Genomic DNA, 3,994 nt, shown 5'->3' with positions numbered 1-3,994 from the left:
CGTCCGTCGCGGTGATCAGCGCCGGCCTCGATCTCGACTTCGGCCTCCCGCTGTTCACCGAGCCGCTGGCGCCGACGTACGTGATCACCGGCGCGGACGCCCCGGCGGACCGGCTCGCGGCGGCCCGCAAGGCCGGGACCGAGGTGCTGATCGCGGGCGAGGGCAGCGCGGTGGACCCGGACCGGGCGGTGCGGGAGCTGGCCGAGCGGGGTCTCACCCGGCTGCTCACGGAGGGCGGGCCGCGGATGCTGGGCCAGTTCGTTGCCGCACAGGTGCTCGACGAGCTGTGCCTGACGGTGTCCCCGATGCTCACGGCGGGCGATGCGCAGCGTATTGCGTGGGGCTCCGCGCTCGCCGTGCCGGAACGTTTCGAGCTGGCATCTCTCCTGGAAGAGGACGGTTTCCTCTTCACCCGATACCGTCGGACCCGACACTCGGCGGAATGATCCGTTCCGTTTAGCTTCCGCTGGGCACACTAAATCTCGCAGACCCCGTGCGACTACGGGGCAGGATGGTTTTTGCAGGTCCCCCAGGGGTACGCCGCGAGGCGACCCACGGTAGGAGAAGAAGGGCGCCCGTCGTGTTCACGAGCGTATTGATGATCGAGAAGGCCCTGACGTCCGCCGACGTGGAGTTCGTCACCACTTTGCACGGCGACGAGGAAGTCTCCTTCCACGTGCTGCTCCAGCCCCGGGGCGACCAGGCGGACCGCCTGTTGCGGGCCATCGACGACGTCGCCATGGGCGAGCTGGACGAGGCGAGCCGGGAGGACGAGGTCCCCGAGGGCGACGAGGCCAAGGAGCCCGCGGAACAGGCCCTGAACGTCTCCCTCACCGCGCTGCACCAGGCGGGTAGCGCCGCCGTCGGCCGGATCGTCGAGGACCACCCCCTCGACGCGCTCAAGGCGCTCGTCGACGAGGTCAAGGCGGACGAGGTGATCGTGCTGACCGACCCGCACTACGTCGAGGAGTTCTTCCACCGGGACTGGGCCTCGCGGGCCCGGCACAAGGTGGGCGTGCCCGTCCTGAAGCTGTTCTCGTACAGCAAGGCGTGACGCCGGGCTCGGATGCGGGACGGGCGGGGCCGAGGCAATAGGCTGGGCCCGTTCCGCGGGCGCGCTGCCCACGGAGCGGCACATCCGAGCACCTCAGGGGAGAGACACGTATGGCACCCGGCCTGCCCACTTCTACCGCCGCCATGGACCGACCGCACTTCATCGGCATCGGCGGCGCCGGGATGTCGGGCATCGCCAAGATCCTCGCCCAGCGCGGCGCGCGGGTCGCGGGCAGCGACGCGCGCGAGTCCGCCACGGCCGAGGCACTGCGCGCGCTCGGCGCCACGGTGCACATCGGGCACGACGCGGCCCACCTCGCCCCCGACGCCACCTGCGTCGTCGTGTCGTCCGCGATCCGCGAGGACAACCCGGAGCTGGCCCGCGCCGCCGAACTCGGCATCCCGGTCGTGCACCGCTCCGACGCCCTCGCCTCGCTCATGGACGGCCTGCGCCCGATCGCGGTGGCGGGCACCCACGGCAAGACGACCACCACGTCGATGCTCGCCGTGTCCCTGAGCTCTCTCGGCCTGAACCCGTCCTACGCCATCGGCGGCGACCTCGACGTCCCCGGCTCGAACGCGCTGCACGGCGAGGGCGACATCTTCGTCGCCGAGGCCGACGAGTCGGACCGCAGCTTCCACAAGTACCGGCCCGAAGTCGCGATCATCCTGAACGTCGAGCTCGACCACCACGCCAACTACGCGTCGATGGACGAGATCTACGACTCCTTCGAGATCTTCACGTCGAAGATCGTCCCCGGCGGCACGCTCGTCATCGCCGCCGACCACCCCGGCGCCGTCGAACTGACCCGCCGCATCCGCGACACGACGTCCCTCAAGGTCGTCACCTACGGCGAGTCCGAGTCGGCGGACATCCGCATCCACAAGATCACGCCCCGCGGTCTGACCAGCGAGGTAACGGTCCTTCTGGACGGCAAGCTGCTCACCTTCACCGTCTCGGTCCCCGGCCGCCACTACGCGCACAACGCGGTCGCGGCGCTCGCGGCAGGCGTCGCGCTCGGCATCCCCTCCCGCAACCTGGCGGGGGCGCTGAAGTCCTACACGGGCGTCAAGCGCCGCCTCCAGCTCAAGGGCGAGGAGAACGGCGTGCAGGTCATCGACTCGTACGCGCACCACCCCACCGAGATGACGGCGGACCTGGAGGCGATGCGCGCGGCGGCCTCCGACGCGCGCCTCCTCGTCCTCTTCCAGCCCCACCTGTTCTCCCGCACCCAGGAGCTCGGCACGGAGATGGGCCAGGCACTCGCCCTCGCGGACGCCTCCGTCGTCCTCGACATCTACCCGGCGCGCGAGGACCCGATCCCCGGCATCACCAGCGCCCTGATCGTCGACGCGGCGCGCGCGGCAGGCGCCGACGTCCGGGCGGCGGCGGACAAGGACGCGGCCGTCGAGGCGATCGCGGGAATGGCGAAGCCCGGTGATCTCGTTCTCACCATGGGAGCGGGCGACGTCACCGACCTCGGCCCGCGCATCCTGGACCACCTCGCACAGCGCTGAAAAGGGGAGTGCCTCCATGTCGTACGACGTCGAGAAGCCGGACGAGCAGTGGCGCGCGGAGCTGAACCCGGCGGAGTACGCGGTACTGCGCCAGGCCGGCACGGAGCCCGCCTTCGTCGGTGAGTACACCGACACCAAGACGCAGGGCGTCTACTCCTGCCGGGCGTGCGGCGCCGAGCTGTTCACGTCCACCGAGAAGTTCGAGTCGCACTGCGGTTGGCCGAGCTTCTACGACCCGAAGGACTCGGCCGCGGTCGAGCTCGTCGAGGACCGTTCGCACGGGATGCTGCGCACCGAGGTGCGGTGCGCGCGCTGCGGCTCGCACCTCGGGCACGTCTTCGAGGGCGAGGGCTACGCGACGCCGACGGACCAGCGGTACTGCATCAACTCGATCTCGCTCACGCTGGAGCCGGCCGGGGAGTGATCCCCGGGCCTTCCTCCGGCGCATGGTGATCCCGCTCGGCCATCCTCCGGATGATGCCGGGCGGGATCGCCGTGTTCTGGGCCGCGTACTGCGCGGTGTGGCGCTCGCGCAGCAGCGTGACCAGGACGCGGGTGGGCAGGCGGGGGCAGCGTGCCGCGGCCCGGCGGACCGAGGCGTCGGGATCGTCGAGGAGGCGGACCGCGCCGAGGCGGCTCAGTCGCGGGTCGTCGGCGGCGCGGAAACGGACCTCGTGGTGCGGGTCGAGGGTGCAGCGTTCGACGAGTTCGGCGGTGGACTCCGGGTCGTCCAGGGCGAGTTGGCGCAGTCGGGGGTCGGGGTCGTCGGCGTATTTCAGCAGGCCGGTGCGCGGGAACTTGGGGTGGGTGCGCGGGCGGCCGGGGGAGGAGAGGCTGCCGTTCCACCAGTGCCAGACCTGGAGCAGCAGCCAGGGCGGGGCGTCGTCGCAGGACTCGGCGAGGAAGAGGTGGACGACGCGGTCCTCGTCGTGGGCGAGCCGGTCGACGACGTCCGCCGGGAGGTGGCGGGCGCGGGCGACGGAGCGGCGGATCAGGGGGTGGGCGGAGGCGGCGAGCCGGCGCATGGCGTCGGGGTCGTCGTGCAGCGCGTGCACCCAGGGCAGTGTGTGGCTGCGGCTGGAGAGGTCGAAGTCGTAGGGGACGGCGGACCGTTGGGCCTCGGTGAGGTCCGGGCGCAGGGCGACGGCGCCCCGCACCGAGGGGTCGGGGTCCTCGGCCAGTACGGCGATCAGGTCCGGGGACAGGTGCGGGTTGCCGGCGAGGGCGTGGCGCAGTGCGGTGTCCGGGTGCCGGGCCAGACGGCGGGCCAGGTCCGGCACGAGGGCGCAGTCGGCGACGACCCGGGTGGCGTCGCCGAGGTCGCCGCTGTCGAAGACGGCGAGCGGTACCGGGTGGGTGCGGTGGTGCAGTCGCCGGGCGGCGGAGCGGACGCCGGGGGCGGGGTCGGTGAGCTGGGCACGGC

At 72.0% G+C, this 3,994-nt stretch carries 4 protein-coding genes and 1 pseudogene; 4 read left to right on the top strand and 1 reads right to left on the bottom strand.

Features of this window, described 5'->3' with window-relative positions; all coding sequences use genetic code 11:
* The 4 genes from G3I40_RS24875 to msrB all read left to right on the top strand — a co-directional run.
* Nucleotides 1-446, top strand: a 446-nt coding sequence (locus tag G3I40_RS24875) for a dihydrofolate reductase family protein (protein ID WP_203644744.1), incomplete at its 5' end; no start/stop codon positions are given.
* Nucleotides 447-580: 134 nt separating this feature from the next.
* Nucleotides 581-1,054, top strand: coding sequence for an indole-3-glycerol phosphate synthase (locus tag G3I40_RS24870; protein WP_164304350.1), 474 nt, complete (start codon nucleotides 581-583; stop codon nucleotides 1,052-1,054).
* A 110-nt stretch (nucleotides 1,055-1,164) separates the two neighbouring features.
* Nucleotides 1,165-2,571: a UDP-N-acetylmuramate--L-alanine ligase gene (gene murC / locus G3I40_RS24865; protein ID WP_164304349.1), complete on the top strand. Its 1,407-nt coding sequence runs from the start codon at nucleotides 1,165-1,167 to the stop codon at nucleotides 2,569-2,571.
* Between the two features lie 16 nt (nucleotides 2,572-2,587).
* The gene (gene msrB / locus G3I40_RS24860) at nucleotides 2,588-2,995 is read left to right on the top strand and encodes a peptide-methionine (R)-S-oxide reductase MsrB (protein ID WP_164304348.1); all 408 of its coding nucleotides are present in this window, start codon (nucleotides 2,588-2,590) and stop codon (nucleotides 2,993-2,995) included.
* On the opposite strand, the pseudogene G3I40_RS24855 reads toward msrB, so the two are convergent.
* Nucleotides 2,970-3,994, bottom strand: a pseudogene (locus G3I40_RS24855) (PE-PGRS family protein); the annotation flags it as partial. The gene msrB and the pseudogene G3I40_RS24855 overlap by 26 nt on opposite strands.

Origin of the sequence: Streptomyces sp. SID14478 (genome assembly GCF_010548525.1) — a bacterium.
In the GTDB taxonomy this organism is placed as follows: domain Bacteria; phylum Actinomycetota; class Actinomycetes; order Streptomycetales; family Streptomycetaceae; genus Streptomyces.
This window is presented reverse-complemented; position numbering and strand designations above follow the sequence as displayed.

Bases quoted from the DNA above. Each gene is read 5' to 3' on its own strand.
- murC (WP_164304349.1), top strand. From the start codon at position 1,165: ATGGCACCCGGCCTGCCCACTTCTACCGCCGCCATGGACCGACCGCAC.
- msrB (WP_164304348.1), top strand. From the start codon at position 2,588: ATGTCGTACGACGTCGAGAAGCCGGACGAGCAGTGGCGCGCGGAGCTG.